Below are 22,042 nucleotides of genomic sequence, written 5' to 3' on the forward strand. Positions count from 1 at the left end.
GGCCCCCGCCCATCCCGCGCCCCGGACCCACCCTCGGCGAACCCCGCCCCCCCGCGGGGGGTGGGGGCCGTCTTTTTGCCCGCGCAAAAACGCGGGCCCCCATCCACAACTCCCAAGAGCTTGAGGCGCATGTGGGCAAGACACCGCCTCCGCTGTTCTGTCCAAACGGTTACCAAACGGTTAGCACTCCAGGTATCGTTGATACACGATCATGAATGCTGGCGGACTTGGTACCGGCCGAGGGGGTGGGCGAGTTGGGATACGCGACACCCATCTACGCCCCCGAGCAGGTCGACTACCGCCTCAGCGACGACTGCGGCTGCGACCGCGCCGAGGATGCCCAGGTCGAGTACCGCCTCACCGGCGAGAGCACCCTTCGCTGGATCGGCGGCGGTCTGGCCGAGCTGGGTCTCGTCGCCGGCGAGCGGGTCGACCCCGAGGCCGCCCGAGCGCTCATGGACGGCCGGGACTGGCGTACCGGCGAGCAGCTCGTCGTACGGAAGAAGGTCCTCGACCCGCGCGGGAAGGTCACCGCCCGCTTGCTCGTGGACGCGGTCGCCGAGACGGCGGCCGCCGCCGGGACGACCGTCGCCGAGTACCTCGGCCGCCCCGCGCTCGCCCAGCGGTACGCCCGTGCCGAGCGCGGGATCCTGCGCGACGGGGAGACCCACCTGCTGCCGCTGGCCGACGCCGAGCGGCTGGCCTCGGCCGCCGGGCTCGGCCTCGATGCGCTCTACGGTGCGGACACCGTCGCCGAGGCCCGGCAGTGGACGGGGCGTCACATCGACGTCGGGCTGCGCGGGGTGGACATCACCCTCGACCTCCCCAAGAGCATCTCGGCCGTCTGCGGGCTGGCCGGCGCCGCGCTCGCCGCGCGGATCGAGGAGGACTGGCTGGCCTCCGTAACCGAGGCCGTTCAGGCGCTGGAGCAGTGGGCCGCGTACGGGATGGCCGGGCACCACGGGGACGGCCGGCAGGCCGAGCGGGTGGAGACCTCCGGGCTGATCGGCTGGACCACCCTGCACCGGTCCGCGCGCCCCGTGGACGGTTCGCCCGGCGACCCGCACCTGCACGTCCACGTCAACATCGCCCACATGGCCAGGTGCGCGGACGGCAAGTGGCGCACGATCGCGGGTGGCGGCGAGGACCTGCACCGCTACGCCCACCTCGTCAACGAGATCGCCGAGGGACGGCTGCGAGCCCGCCTCACCGAGTCGTACGGTGCCCGCTTCGAGCGCTCGGCCACCACCGGGGCGTGGGAACTCGCCGGAGTCGACGCAGGACTGCGCGAGGCGTTCTCCCGCCGCCACCGGCAGGTCGTCGACCTCGTCGGCGAGGGCGCCACGCGCGAGCAGCAGAAGGCGGCCGCTCGCAGGAGCGCCGAGGCCAAGGAAGATGCGAGGCCGGGCGCACCGCGGGAGGCCTGGCGTACGAGGGCCGCCGCCGTACTCGGCGGGGAGGGTGCGGTCGACGCGATGGTCGCGGCCGCTCTGCCGGGAGCCGACGGTGCGGCGCCCTCGCCCTCCGAGGGTGGCGGCCCGCGGGTGCCGGGGCCGGCCGAGATCGCCGTACAGGTCTGGGACGCCGAGTACGGACTGACCGCGTCCCGCAAGACGGTCGCCCACACGCACGTGCTGGCGGCCGTCGCGAAGACGCTGCCGTACCTGCGGTCGGTGGAGCAGCTGACGGCGCTGACCGACGAGGTCCTCGCGGTCCGCGGCCACGCGGTGCGCCTCGCCGACTCCAACCGCGGCCACCACACCCACCGGCAGCGCTACACGCACACCACGGTCGTGGCCGCCGAGCAGGCCGTCATCGAGTGCGCGACGGCGGGCCTCGGGCAGGGGTTCGCGCAGCTGACCACCGAGGCCGCCGAGATGACGCTCGCCTCCGCCGAAGTCGGGAACTCCACCGGCGACCGGCCGTTCCGGTTCAACGCGGAGCAGCGCGCCGTCGTGACACGGCTGCTGACGGCGGGGCACGCGGTCGACGCCGTCATCGGTGTCGCGGGGGCCGGCAAGACCACCCTGATGCGGGCCGCCCGTACCGGCTGGGAGGCCGCCGGGCTGCGCGTGGCCGGCGCCTCCACCGCGGCCGTCGCCGCCGCCAACCTGGCCGCCGAGGCCGGCATCGAGTCCCGGACCGTCGCCGCCTGGACCCGCGAGATCAGCGCCGGCCGCGGGCTGCACGGGATCGGCGTCCTGGTCGTCGACGAGGCGGCGATGGTCGACGACCGGGCGCTGGCCGCACTCCTGCAGCACGCGGCCGACACCGGTACGAAGGTCGTCGCGGTCGGCGACCCGCTCCAGCTGCGCGCGGTCGGCATCGGCGGCGGCTTCGCCCGTGTCCACCGCCTCGTCGACGGCCTCGAACTCACCGAGAACCGCCGCCAGCGCGACCTCGTCGAGCGCGCCGCCCTCCAGGACTGGCGGGCCGGCGCCCGTACCAGCGCCCTCGCCGCCTTCGCCGCACACGGCCGGGTCCACGCCGAGGACACCGCCACCGACGCCCTCACCTCCATGCTCGCCGCCTGGAACCAGGCCCGCGGTCGCTGGGCCGGCGACCCGCACGGCCAGGTCCGCGACCTCCTGCTCCTCGCCGCCCGCCGCGCCGACGTCGCCGCCCTCAACGCCGGCGCGCGCGCCGTACTCGTCGCCTCCGGCGAGCTGGAGCAGGGACGTACGTACGCGGTCGCGGGCGGCGGCGGTGGCCGGATCGCCTTCGCCGCCGGGGACCTGGTCCACATCCGTCGCAACGACTACCGCAGCCGCCGCGACGAATCCGCCGTCGACGTCCTCAACGGCTTCCGCGGCGTCGTCCTGACCACCGACGCGAAGCGGGGCGTCCTGGTGCAGTGGCGCCGCCCCGGGCCGGCGAGCGGTTTCGCGACGCACGAGGCCTGGATGTCCGCGCGCGACATCGCCGAGGGCCGCCTCACCCACGCCTACGCCATGACGATCGGCTCCGCCCAGGGCCTGACCGCCGAAGTCGCCCTCGCGTACGGGCTGCACGCCGACTCGCACACCCTCTACCCGGCCCTGTCCCGCGCCCGCCAGGAGAGCCACCTCTACCTGCCCCTGGAGGAGCTGGAGGACCACCCCGTGCGTGCGTCCCTCGGCCCGGTCCGCACCGACGCCGACCGCCTTGACCGGGCGATCGCCGCGTACGGCCGCGTCCTGGACGCGGACCGCGCCGACACGATGGTCACGGACGAGCTCGCTGGCATCCCGGCCGCCACAGCCCGGCGCCTGGTACGGGAGGAACCCGCCTGCACGCCGTGGCAGCAGCGCCCGTACGGACATCTGCCCACGCACCAACTGCCCGCCCGGGCCGCCGAGGAGACGGCGGCCGCCGAACGCGCCGAATACCTGGCTGCCGACCACGAGCGCCGGGCGCAGGCGCAGCAGCACGTGCTCGACGCCCCGATCACCCCCGGCGGTCGCCTGGCCACCGAGACATACGAGCTCCTCGCACGCGCCGGCACCTCGACGGCCCTTGCTCGCGAAGAAGCCCAGCGGCAGGCGGCGGCGGAGCGGCACGCGGAGTCGATGCGTACCGTCCTGGACCGTATCCAGCAGTCCGCGCAGAAGGGCCGCCTGGCCCTCCGCCTGGCCGGCACCAGCCGCAGGGAGACCCTCGCCCTCGCCACCCGGTACGAACAACAGCGCACGGCTGCGCAGAACGAAGCCCAACGCGCCACCCACGCCTGCACCCAGGCCCTGGCCGAGGCATGGCAGACCCTCGCCGGCTCCCCGTACCTCCCCCTCCTGGCGGGTCAGACCGGCACGCTCACCGCTCCCCGGGACCCCCGGGCGATGGAGACCCTCCTGGAGACGATGCGCCAGCGCGTCCCGGTACTGGCCACCCGCCTCGACGCGACCATCGCCGAGGACATCCGGCAGCTGCGGGGCGGCGCGGTCACTCAACGCACGACCGCCGCACGACACCGCGCGGGCGCGGCCGCGCTCCAGGAGGAAGCCGCCCTCCGCGAACAGACCCGCGCCAACGCCCCCGTCCTGCACGCCCGCGAGTCCGACGAACGCGCGGCTGCTGCGGCCGGACGGGCAGCTCAGGCCGGACCGGAACAGACCCCGTTCGTCGCCCCGCAGAACGAGCCCGCGGCCTGGCCGACCGCTGCCCCTACGCATCCGGCAAGTCGTCCACCACGAGCATGAGCCCGCCACCGGTGCAGGTCACCTCCGGCCCGCACTCGGCTGGCCTTGCTGCCCAATGAGGGAGTGACTGCGCAGCCGGCTTGAGACGGAGGTGTGCCGCGTCAGTTCTATTGGGCAGTTGCCAGCGGTGATGGAGGAGATGTTCGGCATGTCCGTTTCGGTGAAAGTCAGTCCACACGCTCACCGGTCCGCATAAACTGCCAGGTCAGTAAGCCTGCTCCCCGCGCACGCGGGGATGACCCCTCGTCGTCAGTCTCAAGAACCTCAAGAGGGAAGCTGCTCCCCGTGCACGCGGGGATGAACCGACCCCGTACGCGGCACGGGTTCACGAGGACACATACTCCCCGTGCGCGGGGATGGACCCCTTCACGGCCCGCTCGTCCACGGGCAGACCATCTACTCCCCGCACACGCGGGGATGCCTCGCCGACAACCATGCCGAGCAGGTGGATCAGACGAAGCCCGCCGCTACCCGGTGAGCGGAGGGGACCGGAGCGAAGCCGCCCGGGCCGCCTCGGGGAAGTCATCCGCAGGCCGCTGCCAACCGGACCCGATCGAGGAGGAGATCTCCGAATTCCCCTCCCGGTCATCACTCCGTCTCCTAGCCTGTTCTGCGGCGACCACGGGCGAGGCGGCAAAGGTGTGAAGCGTGGCTGGGGACGATTTACCGGGGAAGGCCGACGACCTTGCCGTGGTCCTTTCGGTGTCCGAGTTCCAGCTTACGCACGCCGGCGCCGACAGCGAGGAAGACGACGAGGAAGACCCACCGGAACGATCGGGCTGGGATGAGCTCGACTTCGCCGAGCACCTCGGTGAGCTCGTTGCCGAGCGCTTGTCGGGAGTGCTGACCGGTCCTCCGGATCACCTGCACAACCCGAAATATTCGACCGTCGCCGATCGTCTGAAGCAGTTGCTGAGCGACATCAGGGACGGTGGGGATGCGATCGTCCATGTTCTCAGTCACGGCTTGATCGAACCCGGCTCGAACGAGCTGTGCGTCGTCGCCGCGGACTCCCTGCCCTCGGACCACAGGGACGTCTTCGAGACGGTTTTCGGGATCACACGGTTCCTCACCCAGGCGCGCAGGTGCTCCGGGCACATATTGCTGCTGCTCGACGTCTGCCACAGCGGGGCCGGCATCGATCCGACCAAGGCGATCCCGTTCGCCGACCGCCGTGCGTTCGTCATCGCGGCCTGCCCGACCAAGGACCAGGCATGGGGCGGACATTTCTCCCAGGCGGTCAGCGACGTCCTCAAAGGCCTGGCTCAGGGCCACAGTGAGATCCACCCGAGCGAGCGCTTCGTCCGTCTCACGTGGTTCAAGGACGCGGTGCACGAACGGGTGCGACAGCTGTCCACGGACGCGGGCCAACCCGTGCAGGAGGTCGTCTCCAGCGACCTGTACGGGATCGTGACCGAGTTCCTGCCCAACCCGTGGTTCAGCGAGGACCCCTCAGAGGTCCTGAATCTGAAGAACTACTGGGACCTGCAGGAGTTCATCGTCGGCAACGTGCACGAGTCGCTCGATGTGCACCACTACCTGTCACGGGCGTCCGGGCGCGACACCGCGCAGCAAACTCAGTCGACCTGCCACTTCAAGGGTCGTGAAGCGGAGCTGGAACGGATCCGGGCCTGGCTTGAGAGCGGCGCGGAGGAAGGTGCGACGCTCTGCGTCGTCACCGGGAGTCCCGGGGCCGGCAAGTCCGCGCTGCTCGGCGTCGTGGTCTGCTGCGCCCACCCGCAACTGGTCAAGAGACTCAGGCCGGTCATGCAGAGCATCCCGACGAAGCTCCGTCCCCATCCCCGCTCCGGAGTGGCCGCGGTGCACGCGCGGGGCATGGTCCTGAGCCAGGTTGTCGACACGGTCGCCGCCCAGCTCGATCTTCCGCTGCCGCCGGAAGGCTGGACCGCTCAGAAACTGGTCGACGCGGTCGCTGGGCTGGCGGAGGAACCTCTGATCGTGGTGGATGCCCTGGACGAAGCCGTCGAATGCGTTCAGATCAGTGTGGAGCTGCTGCTGCCGCTGGCGAACCGGGAGGACCGGGGCGGCGGCCGACGGCGGGCATGCCAGCTCCTGGTGGGCGTGCGCCCCTATTGGGACAAGCTTCCCCAGTTGGCGGAGGCCGCTGATGACGCACGCCAGTTGCTGGTCAACCTGGACGTCGTCGACCGGGCCGGGCTCAGGCAGGCCCTTACCGATTACATCGACGAGATGCTCAGTGATACGGACACCTACCTCACCCGCGGGAACGAGCTGAGCAAGGTCGCCGAGGGCGCGGCCGAACGCATCGAGCGCCACGCCGAAGGGGGAGAGTTCCTCAAGGCCCAGCTGGCCGTCCGGTACCTCGAGGCCGCGGCCCCGGTCACCGAAGAGGAGGTCGAGCGCGCGCTCAGCGGACTGCCCCTGACCTTCGCCGCTCTGCTGGAGACACAGCTGGGTGAGGAGCGTGCCCATCCGTGGGCACGCCCGGTCCTCGCGGCCCTAGCCTTCAGCGCGGGCAGCGGGATGCCCGCCGACAGAGTCGCCGATGTCGCGCCCGAGTTCCACCCCCGGAAGGCACAACCGACCCGTGCCGACGTCCGTTCGGCGCTGGACCACGTGGCGTTCTACCTCCGGCACGACGTGGACCCGACGTACGGGACGACGCTCTACCGGCTCTTCCACCAGGAGCTGGTGGACCATTTGCGGCGCCACCCGCGCGGCGGATCCGGCCGCCCGTCGGCTGGGTCGCTCGCCGACCGACCGGAAGAAGGATGGGGTGCGGGCCCGGTGACCGCGTCATGACCGAGGACGAAGAGGCCGTCTTCCGGCGGTTGCTGTCCAGCCTGCCGCGCTATGGCACCGGCCGGCGCTGGGACCTCGCCGACCCCTACCTGCGGCGGCACGCCGCCGAGCACGCGGCCCGGGTGGGCGGCGACCTGCTCGGCGAACTCCTCTCCGACGGCGAGTACCTGGTGAACGCGGACCCGAGGTCCGTCACCTCGGCGCTCTCCCCTTTCCGAGACGTGTACGGGGGCTTCATCCAGCAGCTGCTGGATGTGTACTGCGCCTCCGTCAGCTGGCACCAGCGGGTGGATCCAGGAGCGCGACGTCAGATCCTCGCCCTTGACGCCCTGCGCCTCGGCCACCGGGACCTGGCGGCGAGCATGGAACGCCTGCCGGGCGGCCGCGTGCTTCCGTGGCACTGCGTGTGGTCGAGTGCCACCAACGTCTCCCCATCGGCCGGCGCCACCATGACCGGCCACGCCGAGGCCATCACAGCCCTGACTGTGACCGAGGTCGACGGCCGTCCGCTGGCGGCAACGGGCAGCAAGGACCGTACGGTTCGGATCTGGGACCTCGCCACCGGCCGGACGCTGTGCGTGCTGCTCCACGGCTCGCCGGTCACCAGCCTCGCCGTCACCCTTTTTGACGGCCTGCCGGTCCTGCTGACCGGCGGCGACCGGGTCACCCGGTGGGATCTGTTGACCGGCCGTCCGATGGACTCGATGTTCGTGGGGTCGCCCGTCAGGCAGCTCGCCATCGATGCCTCCGGTTTGATCGCCATGGCCACCGAGACCTTCCCCTACGTGGCCGACCTGCGTGCGGGAGCGGAACCTCCTCGGCCGGTGCGGGCCGCAGGACAGCGGGTACGGTTCGTGGCCGTCTGCCGCGAAGGGAACAGCCGCTTCGCGCTCGCCGTCACCGAGGGCAGCCACGTCAGCGCATTCGCCCTACCCGGCGGCGAGATCCGGTACCGGGACGTGCTGCGCCGCAACGGCGGCGCGGCGGACCGGATCACCGCCCTCGCCACCCGTGACGTCGCCGGCCAGTGCGTGGCGGTCGTCGGCCATGCGAGCGGAGCCTGTACGGCCTTCCACGCACACAGCGGCCTGCTGGTCCATTCCCTGCTCCACCCGGCCGTCACCGAGGGCCGGCCGGGCCGAGGGGTGCGCAACGAGGTCGACTCGATCGAAATCCACCCGTCGGCGCATGGCTGGCGGGCCGTCGCGGGGCACCGGGACGGCATGCTGCGGACCTGGGACCTCGACTCCGGCGGACTGCTGCACGAGGAACGCGCGCACGCCGGCTCCGTCACCGATCTCGTGACCACGACCGTGGACGGCCGCCTCGTGCTGCTGACCGCCTCGGAGGACGACACCGTCCGGTCCTGGGACGCCGAGACGGGCGCGCTGCGGGACGTCCTCGCCGGCCACACCAGTGGGGTCACCCGCGTCGAGCCGGCCCTGTCCGGACTGTCAGGCACCCGCCCGATGGCGGTGACCGTGTCGAAGGACCGGACCGTGCGCACCTGGGACCTGCGCAACCGCCGGACGGGCCGGCTTCCCGGCGAACATCCGAACTGGGTCCGCACCCTCGGCCTCCACCGCATCGACGGACGGCTGTACGCCGTCACCTCCTGCCGCGACGCAGCCATCCGGGTGCTCGACGCGGGCACCGGCGAGAACGTACGGGAGTTCACGGATCCGGACGGGCAGCCCCTCCAGGCCGCCGACGTCCTCACGGACGGCGGGTTGACCTGGATCGCCGCGGGCGGCGAGCAGGGCCGGTTGCACGTGTGGGAGTACGGCACGGCGGAGCCGTGGGAAAGCACGGCCCCCGGCCCCAGCGCAGTCACCGCGCTGGGGATCCTCCCCCCGGACATGGTCGGGTTCCAGGTGGTCGCAGGAAGGAACGACGGAGCGTTGATCGTCTGGTCCCCGGGCATGGGTGAGGAACCACGGTTGCTCGCCCCGCCCGGGCGTGGCAGGGACGCCGGAGTGTCCGCACTGGCCGTCGCCGAACCTGAAGGCGTACCGGTGGTCGTCAGCGGATCGTACGACGGCACGTGCCGGACGATGCTCCTGCACAACAGCCGCCTGTTGCACAGTCAGCGCTACGGGACACCTGTCAAGGCGGTGGCGATCGGATCGGTCGCCGGCGAGCCGGTCACCGCGGCAGGCGACGAGAGCGGCCGGATCACCCTGAACCGCCTGGCGGACGGCAGGGTATTGCGCACCCTGCTGGGCCACGCAGGCCACGTGCGCTCACTCGCCTTCTCCCGGGTCGGTCACGTGGACGCCCTGGTCTCGGGCAGCACCGACGGAACCGTCCGCATCTGGGAGACCTCGACCGGAACCCAGCTCGACCGCATCGACCTCCCGGACTACGTCCAGACCGTCGCCCATGCCGACGGCCTCCTGGCCATCGGCTACGGGCGGGAGGTCTCCGTGTTCGCCCCGTCAAGCCGGCCGACCCAGCCGGAACACCGAGCAGAAGGAAGCCGATGACCCGCATTCTCGCCATCCACGGCGTCAACCAGTACGACCCGGCCCGCACACCCGATGCGGCTGCCGCCCGCCTCGGCGCGGTCTGGCACCAGGCCCTCAACCGGGAACTGCCCGCTCCCGTGGATGCCGTGGACATGCGCCTGGTGTACTACGCCGACCTGCTGCGCCCCACCGGTCCCGCCGCACAGGGCGCCACCGACGACCTCGACCACCTGTCGCCCGAGGCCGCTGACGCCGCGCGCCGATGGGGTGAAGCGCACGGCCTCGACCTGAACAAGGCGCAGGGCCGGGTCCTGACGCCCGTCCGCTGGGTCGCGGACGCCGTCGCCCAGCGCAAGGGGCTGGACAGCAAACTCGTCCGCAGGTTCGTGGCCTCCTTCTTCCCCGAACTCGTCGCCTACCTGCACTCCCCTGCGCGCCAGACGGTGCAACGACGGCTGGCTGACGCCATCTCCAAGGAGTCACCCACGGTTCTGATCGCCCACTCGCTGGGCTCGGTCGTCGCCTACGACACGCTCTGGCAGCACGCCCACAAGGTCGACGTGCTGCTCACCATCGGGTCGCCGCTGGCCATGCCGGACATCGTCTTCCCGCACCTCCAGCACAAGCCCAGGTCCGGCAAGGGAGTACGGCCGAACACGGTGGGCCACTGGATCAACATCGCCGACCCCGGAGATCTGGTCGCCATCCCCCAGCCCCTCACCAAGCACTTCGACGACGTCGACTCGAACCTGTCGTCGGGCATCGGCGCCTTCAGCTTCCACAAGGCAGTCTCGTACCTCAAGTGCTCCGCCACGGCCGAGGCGCTCGCTCCGTTCCTCGGCTAGCGCCGTTTCGGGCATCGCCTTCTCGTGCACGGGACGTGCGCTCCGTCCCGGAGACCGGCTGTCGGAGCGCGTCGTCTACCTCTGGCGGGTGACACGCGCGTGATCCGTGAACACCCGCCGGAACAGGTCGTGCCCGGTCCGCCCGGCGTGCCGGAGCGCCCAGTCCTGCGGCCCTTCCTGCTCGTCATGTGCGCCGGACTCAGCTCCACACCCTTCGGCGACGCAAAACGCCTCGTAGGTCACCCCGCCCTCCGGGGCGTGCCGGATCGTGTGGGGGACGTAACGCAGCACGGCGCGGGTGGCGCGGGTCATCGGCTCGGCCCCGTGTGTGGGTGGCTACGGATCTCAACGTTGCAGTCCACGACCCCGGACCGGTCCCGCAGCCGGTGGTACTCCGCGCGTTGCCCGACCAGAGCAGCGCACACGGCGCATTCCGGATCCGTGGGATCGGGGTCGGGTACCGGGAACGGATCACGCTGTTCGACCTGCTGCCACAATCCCCGCGCCATTGCGCTTCCCTCCGCCGCTTGCTGGTGCCGAGATCGTCGCCGTGGTGGTCAGGACGGGGGAACCTCGTACGTTTCCCACTTCGGGACGTCCCACGGCCTGTAGAACGTCCCTATGCAGAACGAGCGGTTACGGGCCCTGATGGCATCCGCCGGCTGGACCCATGCATCGCTGGCGAGCGCCACCGGCGTCGACCCGAAGAGCGTCGAACGGTGGGTCAACCTCGGTCGCACCCCACGGCGGGCAACGGCGTTGCTGGCCGCCGAGACGCTGGGCGAGGACGTCCACGCCCTCTGGCCGGCGCTCAGGCAGGCCCGTGCCGCGCGGGCCGTCAGCCCCGAACTGGTGGCGCTGTACGACCAGCGCGCGGACCTTCCCGTTTCCGTCTTCGTGGATCTCCTTACGGCAGCCCGCGAGCGGATCGACGTCCTGGTCTATGCGGCTGTGTTCCTGCACGAGGCGTACCCCCGTCTGAACGATCTCCTGCGGGAACGTGCGGCCTCCGGGTGCAGGATCCGCATCGCCGTCGGGGACGCGGACAGCGAGAACGTCCGGCAGCGAGGGCAGGAGGAGAAGTTCGGGCACGGCATCGACTCCCGTTGCCGTCTCGCCCTCATGCACTACCAGCCCTTGGCCGGCGTCCCCCGCATCGAGCTCCGGACGCACGGCACGACCCTCTACAACAGCCTGTACCGGGCGGACGGCGAAGTCCTGGTCAATGCCCACGTCTGGGGTGTGAACGCGTACGGTGCGCCTGTGTGGCACCTGCGCCGCCACGAGGCCGGGGCCATGTTCGACACCTACGCGGAAAGCTTCGAGGCGGTGTGGGAGACGGCCCGACCTGTGGAGGAGCGACCGACCTGATGGCCCGTACCGAGTACTACGACGATCCCCACGCGCCCGCACCGAACAGCATGGTCGTGGCGGCGTCCGCCGTGGTCACGGACGACCGGGGCCGCATCCTGCTGCAACGGCGCCGCGACAACGGCCTGTGGGCGCTGCCGGGTGGCGGCATGGACCTCACGGACTCCCTCCCCGGCACGGCCGTACGCGAGGTCAAGGAGGAGACCGGGCTCGACGTGGAGATCACGGGGCTGGTCGGCACGTACACGGACCCGAAGCACATCATCGAGTACAGCGACGGCGAGGTGCGCCGCCAGTTCAACGTCTGCTTCACCGCTCGCATCATCGGGGGCACGCTCACGGTCTCGGACGAGAGCACGGAACTCCGCTTCGTGGAGCCGGCCGACCTCGGCGGCCTCGCCGACGTATCCGACCCCGCAGATCCCGACGCCCTGCCCATGCACCACACCCAGCGCTTGCGCATCCAGCACTTCCTGGAACACCGCCCGACTCCGTACCTGGGCTGAACCCTGAGCCCAGGTGGGTGTCAGGCAGAGTCTGTTGTGCGCAGGGTGTTGGCTGCACCGCGAAGCTGAAAGATTCTGTATGCCGGTTTCGGTGAAAGTCATTCCGCGCATGCATCTGGCCGCCGAAAGTGGCTGGACAGTGAGCCTGCTCCCCGCGCACGCGTGGATGACTCCATGGACGTCGATGCCCCAAGCTGGCGGGACAGCTGCTCCCCGCGCACGCGGGGATGCCTCCGTTCCGTTCCGCGCCGCGCAGTGAGGGTGGCGCCCGTCAGCCTCATTGTGATCGATGAGTGCCGAGACGGGACTTCACTCTTCCCGTCGCATCTGTCATGGACGGTTCAATGGATGGGTGATCGGATCGAAGAAGCGTTGTCTTAGGATGTGGACGAACTGATCATGGGGGGAATCCGTGGACATAGACATCAAGACGTACTACGTGCGACAAAGCGCGGGAGGTGCGAGCTCGGCCGCCGAGAAGGCGTTGGAGAACCTCCGCAAGTCCCTCGATTCGAGTGACACGGCAGCCGGCGGCCACCACGGCTGGGCCTCGGCCGCGGCGTTGAAGCGGTGTGCGACCGCCTGGGAGGACCACATGGTCGATCTGGGGAACCAGATGAACACCATGGCCGACAACCTGCACACCACGGCCAGGGCCTACGACACCACGGACGCACAGGCGAGGGACGCCTTCGCCAGGCTCCAGAGCGGCCTCGCCGACTTCGGGAGGAACTGACCCGTGGTCGCCTATCACGACCTGTACGACTGCCGCGTGGACCAGTGGCAGAAGGCGGCGGACGACTGGGTCGACCTCGCCCGGCGTTCCTCTTCCGCCTGCGAGGACATCCGCGCGCAGGGCAAGAAGCCTCTGGACGACCACTGGGCGGACGCCACCGGCAAGCAGGCCGGCCGGCGCCTGGAAGACCTCGCCGACCGTCTGGAGTCCGGCGGCGACATCATGAAGGGTGTGGCCATGGTGGTCGACGCCCTGGCCCACTCCATGGGCCTCGCCCAGCGCACCCTCTTCCACGCGGCCGAGCTGGCGCGCGAGCACGGGCTGAGCATCGAGGACGGTCGCGCCGTGGGCGCGTACACGGGCGCCGCACCCGTCGGCCCGAACGTCCCGCAGAACGTACGCGACGCCTACACCAAGGAACTGGGCCACATATCCGAGGTCGACGGGCTGATAGCCGAAGCCCTGCGCGAGGCCTCCCAGGCGGACGCGAAAGCCGCAGCCGAACTGGACAAGCTCGCGCAGACCATCAACGTCTCCGACACCTCGCAGGCGCACAACGAGATCCTCGTAGAGGCTTCACACGTCGAATTCGACATCCTCAGGGCGGACATCCCCACCGGCAAGGATCCGCACCTCGTCCGCACCTGGTGGGACGGCCTGACGCCGCAGCAGCAGAAGGACCTCATGCGGGCCGACCCCGTGACCCTGGCCGATCTCAAGGGCCTGCCGCCCGAGGTCGGGCGCGAGCTCCGCGGACCTGACGGCAAGATCGACCGGGTCGAGATGGTGCGGTACGCACTCGACCACTGGGACAAGAAGGACGACCTCGACTACGGGGCGCTCGGCAACTGCACCAACTTCGTATCGTCGAGTCTGGAAGCCGGCGGCATGAAGAAGAAGATCGACCCCTGGTCCGGGCTGATGGGCGACGACGCCTGGGGCCGCCAGAGCGGAACCGGGTGGGACTGGCTCGACCAGCACGCGTACCACTCCGAGTCATGGGCGCGAGCCGAGGGACTCCAGAACTTCCTGCTGCGCCACGGCAGCAGGGAGGTACCGAGGACGGAGGCGCAGCCCGGGGACATCGTCTTCTACGAGCAGGTGGCTCCCGGCACGGAAACCGCGCCCGGTGAGACCCACCATGCCGCCGTCGTCACCTCGGTCACCCCCGACGGGGACATCAAGCTGACCCAGCACACGAGCTCGTTCCAGAACGTGAGTCTGGACAGCCGGGAACACATCGCGAACAGGAGCGGGGGCGAGCAGCGCATCCGCATCGTCCGCCCAGAACCGGATTGGTACTGATGGCCACCACCTCGCCCTCCTCCGCCTCTTCCTCCGCGAGCGACGGCACGGCGCGCCCGCGTGCCGTCACGCCGGGCACCGTGACGGCGGCGCTTCTGGTGCCGCTCCTGACCGTGGCCGGCGTGGCCACCTCCCTGCACACGCAGGAGATCGAGCACGCGTGGGCCGACCGACAGCGCGAAGCCTGCCGCCACCTGCCCTTCCCGATGACGGAGTACGTCGCGGGGTGGGCCGGACTGTGCCTCGGCCTGGCGGCGGTGGCGGTGTGCGTGATGCTCGCGCGGCGGCTCCGCGGACGGTACGGCCGCCGGCTCGGGGAGACCTGGCCGGGCCTCGTCGCCGGTACCACCGTCTGGTTCAACGTCCTGGCGATCCCGATGGAACTCATCCAGCTGTACGCCGTGTACTCCGCCGCGGCCGCGGGGATCAACCTCGGCGACGGGTGCTGACGAGCTCGTGCACGGTGGGCGGTCGGGAAGGCAGGAAGGCGCGGGTGGTGCTGAGCCCGTCAGCGCCGGGTGGCACAGACGGGGCGGACACCGATGTGGCGTACGAATCCCTGACCGACGAGGAGCGGCGGCCGGTCTTCCGCATCCCCTTCGCCGACGGTCACAGCGTGGTCATCGTGGGCCGCAACTTCCCGGACGACCCGGGCACCGAGTACTTCGTCTCCCACCCCGAGTGGGACCGGCACGGCTACCTGGTGTTGGACGACTCTCAGCATGAGGAGGAACCAGTGGCTTGGCGACGCTCATGATGGACATGCGTCGGGCAGGGCCAGGGCGTGTAAGAAGCGCTTGGTGTGCGACGACAAGGTGAACACGAACACCCACTCGCGGACTATGCGTCGGGCGGTGTCCATCGCTTGATGATGTCGGGCAGAGAGTGCGGTGCAGGCCATGCCTGGATCCGAATCTCCTCCATGTCTTCAGGCTCGTCCTCGCAGTCGGGGTCTGGGAAGGCCGCGGCTTCGAGGTTCCGCCGAGACGTCCGGACGCGGATCCATCCGGCCAGCATGTCGAAGCGTGCTGCGTCGGGGCCATAGTCGGTGCAGCCCAGCACGACCATTCGTCCCGAGGCCAGGTGGAGACTGGCCTCGACGACGTGGTCGAAATCGTCGCTGTCATCGTCCGGCTGACCCGTGAGGAGGTCGATGGTGACGTCGACAGTTACGTTGACAGCCGTGCCGATGGCCAGGGCGTGTTCGGCGACGCCGAGCCCGTCCAGGACGGCCTGTTCGGTCCACACGTCACCGATGCCGGTCTCGGTTGCCTCGGAGTCGTCGTCCAGGACGAGGATCTGGAAGTAGTCCGCGAAGAGCTCAAGGTTTGTCGCCACGGAGGCATCATCCGTGCTGCCCGTGAAGGGCAGCACGGCGGGTGCGGCCGACTTCGGGTGAGGCCGCTGACCGGGTGATCCGAACATGATTGCTGCCCCGAGCCGGTCAGTGTCAGTCGAAGCACGTAGCGTTGCGCTCGAGTGGATCTCTTGGGGAGGCGTACGCGGTGTTGACGTTCGACGAGGCGGTTGTCCAGCTCGACGACAGGTACTCGGCGAAGCGCCGCGCTGCTGCGAAACGACTGCGCAAACTCGCTGTCGCGGCCACCGGACCGTCGCTGTTGCGGGCTCTTCAGCGCGAGGTTCTCGACGTGCGGACGTGGGAAACCCAGTACCAGATGGTCATGGCCCTCGGAGCGTGCGATCACCGGCCGGCGGTCCCGTTCCTGAGTGAGCTGGCGCAGCGGCCCCTGGAAGCCACGGGTGTGTATGCCGCTCTTGGCGACTCGATCGTGCGGCTGCGCGGTGCGGACGAGGGAGTCTCAGACCCTGTGCGATGGTGCCTGGACAGCGGAACGCCCATGCTTGCCGACGGAGCCCTCCGCGCTGTCGCCATGCTGCGCGCGGTGCCGGATCCGGAGACCGTCGACTACGTCCTCGACTTTCTGGCACCGCTGCACTCGCACGATGGACTGCGCTTCTGGGCGGCCGCGGCAGCAGCCGGATGGCCGGGTGAGCGGGTCCGAGCGTTCTTGGAGGAGTGTGTGGCAGGTCCGCGGACAGACGTGGCCGATGCGGCGGCGACGTCGCTGGAAGGCAAGTACCAGACCTATCGCCCGTTCTAGCGTGGTCCGACGCGCGGCGGCCTAGTCCATGTCGGCGAGGTCTTCGGCCACGGCTGCGCTGGCCTCGTAACCCGGGCTGCCGTCGAGAGCTCCCCGGCGCCGGTTGTACCGGTCGGTGGTGCGCGGGTCCCTGTGGTCCGCCCAGTGCTGGATCTTGTCGCGGCGGGCGCCCGGTCGGGCGAGTGCCCGAGTGATGGTGGTGTGCTTGATGACGTGAGGGCCGGCCTTCCGCTGGGGCAGTCCGGCGCGCTTGGCCAGGGCGTTGATCGCTCTCCACTGCGACGGCTCGTCGAGCCTGCGGCCGGTGCGCGTGGTGAGGATGTACCCTTCCGTGCGCTCGCCGATCTCCTCCTGGATCGCGGCCCAGAGCAACGGCGGTACGGCCTTCCGTACCCAGTAGCCGCCCTTCACCTCGACGTCCAGGACGTGGTGCCCGCTGTCGTGCCCGAGGTTCTCGATACGGGCGCCGAGCGCCGAATCGATGCGCAGGCAGCAGTCGTGGAGCATGAGGAGTTCGGTGTAGAGCCGGTGGCCCGTCGGCCAGCGGTTGCCCCGGTGGTCCAGCCCGTCGCGAGCGGTGCGCAGGAGCGTGGCGAACTCGGGTCCGGTGAACGCCTCGGTGCGGCTGTAGAGCGGGTCGATCGACGGGTACAGCACTGCCTCGAACGGGTTGGAGTCGAGTTGCTCCGCGGGCAGGAGCTTGGTCTTGAGGACGAACACGTAGAAGCTGGAGCACGCGGAGAGCACGTTGTGGCGCGTGGCGTCGCTGCGCGGCGGGCCCTCGGGCACGCGGCGGCCGTCCCTCCAGACCTGGGTGGGTAGGGTTTCCAGGTTGGCGGCGAAGGCATCGGCGAGGAGGAAGCGCACGGTCAGGGGGTGGGCACCGTGCCGGCGCGCGTACGCCTCGAGCAGCTTGAAGTTCTGGGAGTACGTCTTCGCCGTGCCCGGCGACCTCTGGTGGTGGTGGCCGATCCAGGCTGCGGCCAAGGTGCACAGCACGTCGTGTTCACCGTAGATCGCGGCGAGGTACTCGAACAGGCGCCGGGCATGGGGCGGCCACGCGTCACGGGGATCCTTGACCACGTGAGCCAGGGACGTACGTGCCGACCGTGATGAGGGCGGGCTCGAGACGGCGGGCACGAGGTCCATCGGCATCGGCTTCCTTCCGTGAGGCGCGTCGGTCGATGGACAGTTGATCAGATCAGCGCGCCGGCACCCTGTACTACTTGACGGTGACTCAGACAATCTCTCTGCTCGAGACTACAGGAAAACCGTAATTTTCCTGTATCCAGGTGAGGGGTGCTCAACTGTCATCGACTGAGCACGGATTGAGGATTGACTCGCATGCCTGACCTTGACCACCATGTGAGTGCATGGTCAATCCGTTGTCATTTCTGTCAGAGGGATTCTCCGGTGAACGTCACTTTTCAGATCCAGGGCGGCGGCGAGGAGTTCGAGGCCCGGGTCGAGGCCAAGCTGCTCGCCCTCGCCGCGGAACTCGGCTCCGTTAGCACCGTGCGAGGCGATCGACCCAACCCCGCCGAGTCTCTGGTAACCGGGAGTTGGACCTGTGAGCAGGCCGAGGAAGTCCTTCGGAAGCTCAACGGCCGAGCGACCGCCCTGGTCCGCGCCGTTGCCGACGGCGACGGCTGGGTCGACGGCGCCCAGTACCGGGCCACCCACGGGGAGACCGCCCTGCACGGGCCGACCGCCGCCTTCACCAAGGCCATCAAACGCGCGGTCAAGGCGGGCATTCTGCCAGAAGGCACCACCAACCCGCTGACCTCGACCTACGACGGCCACTCCAGCTGGCAGAAGACCGGCGGCTACCGCATGGACAGGGCCGTCGCCGCCACCTTCCGCGCCGCCTTCGCCCGCTTGGACCAGCAGGGCATCCCCTGTCCCCGTCCTGCCGCAACGACCGCGCTCAGCCGGCTTTCCGAGCTCTACTCCGAAGCCGGCAACCACCCCGATTCGGCCGTCGACCTCGCAAGGGGCGTGCTGCAACAGCACACTTCCGAGCTCATCGCCCTCCTTCGCGAGCACGACTGCGCCTCGGCTGCTGACGCCCTGGAGCGGCTCAGCACGTAGCTCTGGTCCGGGAGCGGCGAAGCGAAGCAGGCCTGAATGTCAAAGTGTGGTTCTGCGTCCACCGTGTCGGCTGACCGCCTACAGATATCTGTAGGTGGTCAGCCTGTGGTGTGGTCCCAAAGAGATCGCCGCGACAGGGAACGCAACGCGCCGCACGGCCCTCTTCATCAAAACAGGGGGTTTGGGGAAGGAGTCACATGCTCCATCGGGCTGTTCGAACCGTGGGCGTTGCCGGGCTGACGATGCTTTCCGTGCTCGGCTGCGTGCCGGCTGCGGAGGCCGCCACCGGTCTCGGAGTCGGCGTCAGGGGGCACGGCATCGTTGGCACGGCCGTGGACGAGCCGTCCGGCGACGCGCGGCTGGTGTTCCAGGACGAGGGGCAGCAGCCCGTCGAGCCGGGCGGCGAGTTCCAGATCGGCATCCTTGGCATGCCCTCCGGTTGGGACACCGTGTCCGTCACCTCCCCCGCGCTCGCGCAGCCTGTGCCGCTGGTGCCCAGCGCCCAGGGCGCCACGGACTCCGACCGGAACGCGTACGAGGCTCGGGCCTCCGTCCCGCTGGGCGTGGCACCGGGTACGTACGCGCTGACCGCCACCAGCCACGGCCGGACCGTGGCCACCGCACAGCTCACGGTGGCGTTCGGTCCCGCCATGATCAGGCGCTTCGGCATCCTGCGCCCCGACGTGCTACTCGGCGACCCGGTCCGCCCGGGGAGCACCGTCACCGTCCTCCTCGGCGACGACCACCCCATGCCGGGCGAGGATTCTCTCGTCGCCAAGTCCCCCGCCTTCACCAAGGACGTACGCATCCGGACGAACGGACCCGACGACCCCGGGTGCAAGTGCGACGACGGCTCCACGCTCTACACCGGGCACACGACACTGCGTGACGACCTGCCCCCGGGGACCTACCCGCTCACCGTGGTCAGCCACCACGGCCGCGAGACCCACACCACGCAGATAGTCCTCGCGGGCAAGCCCGTTGCCACCGGCCCGTCCTGGGCGGTCTGGGGCGGAATCGCCGCGGCCGTACTCGTCGCACTGGCCGGTGCTGGTGCACTCATGCGCCGCCGCCCGCCGGTCACCGGCGCGTAACCGGCGGGCGGCGGCGCACAGTCCGGCGCCCGTCGAGTTTCCCCTCGCTTATTTCATTCCCTCTTACCGCGGGTTTGTTGGCATGATCCACACGTATGCCGTCCCGGTCCGCTACCGGCCGATTTCTGACCGTAGCGCCACTTACCAGAGAGTCGTTCCTTGCTGCCCAGATTATCCTTCTCGCGCCCCGGACCAACCGGGATACGCACGCGTATCGCCGCAGTGGTCAGCGGCGTGCTGTTCCTCACGGCCGGCGGCGTCGTCGCCCACGCCGCTCCCACCCCGCAGCCCTCCGGCACCGTGACCGCGCCGGTCGCCACCCCCTCCACCAGCACAACGGCTTCGCCCGGCGCCACCCCGTCCACCGGCGCAACGCCTTCGCGCCCCGCGACCCCGGGCACCGGAACCACCGCGTCCAATCCCCCTGCGAGCGCGAAGGCTCCGTCCCCCACGCCTCCGCCCGCCAGTCCGTCGCCCGTCGCCCCGACCGGCGGCGCTGGTGACTGGACCGACGAGGACGCGATCAAGTTCTGGACGCCGGAGCGCATGAAGTCGGCCGTCGACCCGGGCAGGCCCTCCGCGGCCGCCGTGCCCAGCGTGGGAAGCAGCCTGCTCAAGCCGCCGTCACTGAGCGCCTCCGGCATGCCGACCGCCGAGCACTTCCTCGGCGCCAAGTCGGTCGGCACGATCTTCACGTACGACACCCAGGACCCCGGCACCGGTCAGGCCCGTGCCTACGGCTGCTCGGCCAGCGTCGTCGACAGCCCCGGGCACAACCTGATCCTCACCGCCGGGCACTGCAGTGGCGGCAAGGCCGTCTTCGTGCCCTGGTACCGGTCCGAGTACACGCTGGAGAACCAGACGTACGGCTTCTACCGGATCAACGCCGCCGACTGGTACGTCGACAAGAACTACGTGCACAACAGCAAGGCCGCCATTTCGGACGTCGACTACGCCTTCGCCAAGGTCGCCCAGTCCTCCGCCGGCAGGAACGTGCAGGACGTGGTGGGCGCCAACACCCTTGCGCGCACCCCGGGCTACAACAACGACGTCACGATGGTCGGATACCCCAAGGCCGCCCACAACCCAGAGCGCCACCCCGTGCGCTGCCCCGTCAAGACCGAAGCGCTGCCGGGCTTCTACCAGATGCGGGCCGAGTGCGCGGGCATGTGGGGCGGAGTCTCCGGCGGCCCCTGGTTCTCGAAGATCAACTGGGACACCGGGACCGGCGAGATCATCGGCAACGTCGGTGGCTACTACGGCGGCGGCATGGACGTCCCCGATTCCGACCCCCGCTACAACCAGATCACCTACAGTCCCCTGCACGGCGACCACTTCTTCCGCCTGTACGCCGACGCCAAGGCCGGCCGGCACGTCGACTACGGGCCCTACCAGCAGCCGCCGCTGCCCTACTCGATGGGCGACGGCGAACTGTGGAAGCACGCACGCCTGATGGCATCGGGTGAATACACGGGCGACGGCAAGGGCGACCTGATCGTGCTGTGGACCGATGGCGAGATCACCCTCTACACCGGCGACGGCACCGGAGGCTTCGCCGGTGAGCGCCGCCTCGCCGCGGCGGACGGGCTGTGGAAGGAGGTCAAGTCCCTCACGGGCGGCGACTTCGCCGGAGGAAACGGCTCGGACCTGCTGATGGTCTGGAACAGCGGCGAGGTCAAGGTCTTCCCCGACGTCGGATCCAACGGCGTGGGTGGCGGCGTCCAGCTGGCCGGAGCCGGTTCCGTCTGGAAGTACGCCGACCAGATCGTCGGCGGCAACTTCGGCACCCCCAACCACGTGACCGACCTCCTCGTGCGCTGGAGCGACGGCGAGGTCACCAACCACACCATGGTCGGCGGTGACGGCCTGGGCATCGAGCACCAGTTGCGCAAGCCCGACGACGCCTGGCGCAACGCCACCCTGGTCACGGCGGGCGACTTCACCGGCAACGCCAACTGGGACACCCTGATCCGCTGGTCCGACGGCCGCGTGGTCCAGTACCGGGACACCAGCCCCAGCGCCCTCGGCAGCGAGACCCAGATGGCCCCGCCGCAGAGCGTCTGGACCCATGACACGGTGATGACCGCAGGCAGCTACGACCCCAACGGCTGGCCCGACGACCTCGTCATCCGCTGGTCCGACGGCGAGACCACCATGTACCTGCACACGGGTGCGACGTTCGGCGACGAGCGCACTCTGGTCAACCCCGTCTGATCCGGAAAGCCAGAGCGACGGCGGTGGAGGGAGAGCCCTTGCCCCTCCACCGCCGGGCTGAGGCTCGCCGATCCTGCGGGGTGGCTTCACAGAGCCGGATAACAGGTGATGGGCCGCTCAGGCGCCGGTGTGGACCCTGGCCGGCTCCCGCTTCGTCAGAGGCGGACCGCTTGGAGGCAGGCTCCGACCCGGGTGGACAACGGAGTCTGGAGCGAGGTGACGTCAGAGCGGAGCGGATCCGGGCCTGGCATGGCCCATGGTGTCGCTGTCTCGATGGGCCACCGCCCGCCCGTTGTCGGGGAGTCTGGTTCAGGTGCTGCAGTCAGGATG

Annotated in this window: 16 protein-coding genes; 14 read left to right on the forward strand and 2 right to left on the reverse strand. The window is 70.1% G+C overall.

Annotated elements, in window-relative coordinates; genetic code table 11:
• The first annotated feature begins 215 nt into the window (after window positions 1-215).
• From mobF to ACFYZL_RS25435, 10 genes are all read left to right on the forward strand, one after another.
• Window positions 216-4,175 (forward strand): MobF family relaxase, encoded by a 3,960-nt coding sequence (gene mobF, locus ACFYZL_RS25390; protein WP_388681891.1) that lies wholly within the window; start codon window positions 216-218, stop codon window positions 4,173-4,175.
• Between the two features lie 648 nt (window positions 4,176-4,823).
• Window positions 4,824-6,959 carry a hypothetical protein gene (locus ACFYZL_RS25395; RefSeq protein WP_388681894.1) on the forward strand — a complete coding sequence of 712 codons (2,136 nt, stop codon included), beginning with the start codon at window positions 4,824-4,826 and terminating at the stop codon, window positions 6,957-6,959.
• Window positions 6,956-9,445 (forward strand): WD40 repeat domain-containing protein, encoded by a 2,490-nt coding sequence (locus ACFYZL_RS25400; protein WP_388681897.1) that lies wholly within the window; start codon window positions 6,956-6,958, stop codon window positions 9,443-9,445. The genes ACFYZL_RS25395 and ACFYZL_RS25400 overlap by 4 nt, the downstream gene beginning before the upstream one ends.
• Window positions 9,442-10,272 (forward strand): hypothetical protein, encoded by an 831-nt coding sequence (locus ACFYZL_RS25405; protein WP_388681900.1) that lies wholly within the window; start codon window positions 9,442-9,444, stop codon window positions 10,270-10,272. The genes ACFYZL_RS25400 and ACFYZL_RS25405 overlap by 4 nt, the downstream gene beginning before the upstream one ends.
• A 621-nt stretch (window positions 10,273-10,893) precedes the next feature.
• Window positions 10,894-11,643, forward strand: a complete 750-nt coding sequence (locus tag ACFYZL_RS25410; protein ID WP_388681903.1) for an XRE family transcriptional regulator — start codon at window positions 10,894-10,896, stop codon at window positions 11,641-11,643.
• Window positions 11,643-12,149 (forward strand): NUDIX domain-containing protein, encoded by a 507-nt coding sequence (locus ACFYZL_RS25415; RefSeq protein ID WP_388681906.1) that lies wholly within the window; start codon window positions 11,643-11,645, stop codon window positions 12,147-12,149. Before ACFYZL_RS25410 ends, ACFYZL_RS25415 begins: the two co-directional genes overlap by 1 nt.
• Window positions 12,150-12,561: 412 nt before the next feature.
• On the forward strand, window positions 12,562-12,885 hold the full coding sequence (locus ACFYZL_RS25420) for a type VII secretion target (RefSeq protein WP_388681909.1): 324 nt from the start codon (window positions 12,562-12,564) through the stop codon (window positions 12,883-12,885).
• Between the two features lie 3 nt (window positions 12,886-12,888).
• On the forward strand, window positions 12,889-14,190 hold the full coding sequence (locus ACFYZL_RS25425; protein ID WP_388681912.1) for an amidase domain-containing protein: 1,302 nt from the start codon (window positions 12,889-12,891) through the stop codon (window positions 14,188-14,190).
• Window positions 14,190-14,639: a hypothetical protein gene (locus ACFYZL_RS25430; protein WP_388681915.1), complete on the forward strand. Its 450-nt coding sequence runs from the start codon at window positions 14,190-14,192 to the stop codon at window positions 14,637-14,639. Before ACFYZL_RS25425 ends, ACFYZL_RS25430 begins: the two co-directional genes overlap by 1 nt.
• A gap of 95 nt (window positions 14,640-14,734) precedes the next feature.
• Window positions 14,735-14,947: a hypothetical protein gene (locus ACFYZL_RS25435; protein ID WP_388681918.1), complete on the forward strand. Its 213-nt coding sequence runs from the start codon at window positions 14,735-14,737 to the stop codon at window positions 14,945-14,947.
• An 83-nt stretch (window positions 14,948-15,030) separates the two neighbouring features.
• On the opposite strand, the gene ACFYZL_RS25440 is transcribed toward ACFYZL_RS25435, so the two are convergent.
• Window positions 15,031-15,528, reverse strand: a complete 498-nt coding sequence (locus tag ACFYZL_RS25440; protein WP_388681920.1) for a hypothetical protein — start codon at window positions 15,526-15,528, stop codon at window positions 15,031-15,033.
• Window positions 15,529-15,698: 170 nt separating this feature from the next.
• On the opposite strand from ACFYZL_RS25440, the gene ACFYZL_RS25445 reads away from it, so the two are divergent.
• A complete protein-coding gene (locus ACFYZL_RS25445) occupies window positions 15,699-16,313 on the forward strand; it encodes a HEAT repeat domain-containing protein (protein WP_388681923.1) in 615 nt (204 codons plus the stop codon).
• 21 nt (window positions 16,314-16,334) lie between these two features.
• Here ACFYZL_RS25445 and ACFYZL_RS25450 read toward each other — a convergent pair whose 3' ends face one another.
• Window positions 16,335-17,396: a tyrosine-type recombinase/integrase gene (locus ACFYZL_RS25450; protein ID WP_388681927.1), complete on the reverse strand. Its 1,062-nt coding sequence runs from the start codon at window positions 17,394-17,396 to the stop codon at window positions 16,335-16,337.
• A gap of 330 nt (window positions 17,397-17,726) precedes the next feature.
• Here ACFYZL_RS25450 and ACFYZL_RS25455 point away from each other — a divergent pair, with 330 nt between their 5' ends.
• From ACFYZL_RS25455 to ACFYZL_RS25465, 3 genes are all read left to right on the forward strand, one after another.
• Window positions 17,727-18,404: a hypothetical protein gene (locus ACFYZL_RS25455; protein WP_388681930.1), complete on the forward strand. Its 678-nt coding sequence runs from the start codon at window positions 17,727-17,729 to the stop codon at window positions 18,402-18,404.
• Between the two features lie 251 nt (window positions 18,405-18,655).
• Window positions 18,656-19,498 carry a hypothetical protein gene (locus ACFYZL_RS25460; protein WP_388681933.1) on the forward strand — a complete coding sequence of 281 codons (843 nt, stop codon included), beginning with the start codon at window positions 18,656-18,658 and terminating at the stop codon, window positions 19,496-19,498.
• A 234-nt stretch (window positions 19,499-19,732) separates the two neighbouring features.
• The gene (locus ACFYZL_RS25465; RefSeq protein ID WP_388681936.1) at window positions 19,733-21,712 is read left to right on the forward strand and encodes a trypsin-like serine protease; all 1,980 of its coding nucleotides are present in this window, start codon (window positions 19,733-19,735) and stop codon (window positions 21,710-21,712) included.
• The last annotated feature ends 330 nt before the right edge of the window (window positions 21,713-22,042 follow it).

The sequence above is a fragment of the Streptomyces sp. NPDC001717 genome, assembly GCF_042892775.1.
Lineage (GTDB): Bacteria > Actinomycetota > Actinomycetes > Streptomycetales > Streptomycetaceae > Streptomyces.